This is a genomic window from Neisseria sp. P0021.S006 (assembly GCF_051956895.1).
In genome coordinates this window covers 1-469 of sequence record NZ_JBQCWZ010001177.1, presented here as the reverse complement: position 1 = coordinate 469, position 469 = coordinate 1, and the positions used below count along the sequence as shown (strand labels likewise).

General features: G+C 56.5%; 1 protein-coding gene. It reads right to left on the bottom strand.

What is annotated here, in order from left to right; genetic code table 11:
- Positions 1-469 (bottom strand): sugar phosphate nucleotidyltransferase (locus tag ACTHUM_RS19340; protein ID WP_440403912.1); only part of this gene is annotated, 469 nt, incomplete at both ends.

The following is a 469-nucleotide window of genomic DNA, read 5'->3' as shown; positions in this document are numbered from 1 at the left end:
TGGCTTGACGCAACAGAGGGGCAAGTTTGGCAGCCTGATGCGCCGGGGTATCTTTGAAAAGTGCGGGATGATAAACGCCCACGCCGCTGAAAGTCAGGGCTTGGCCGTCTGCAGATGAGGCGGATACCAGGCCGTCTGAAAGCAGGCCGAAGTCGCCTTCGGGATGGTGGGGTGGATTGTCCACCAGCCATAAATGGGAGAGAAGGTTGTGTTCCTGCATACGCTGGGCAGCCAGTCGTGCAGCTTGGAAATCAATGTCAGTCAACACATCGCCATTGACGACCAAAAACGGCTCGTCGCCCAAAAGAGGCAGGGCGGTGGCAATGCCACCGGCGGTTTCCAGGCCTCCGGCGAGTTCTGGAGAATAGGCAATGCGTACGCCGTAGTCCGAACCGTCTTTCAAGGTATCTTCGATTTGTTGGCCAAGCCAGGCATGGTTGATGACGATTTCAGTGAAACCGGCTTGTTG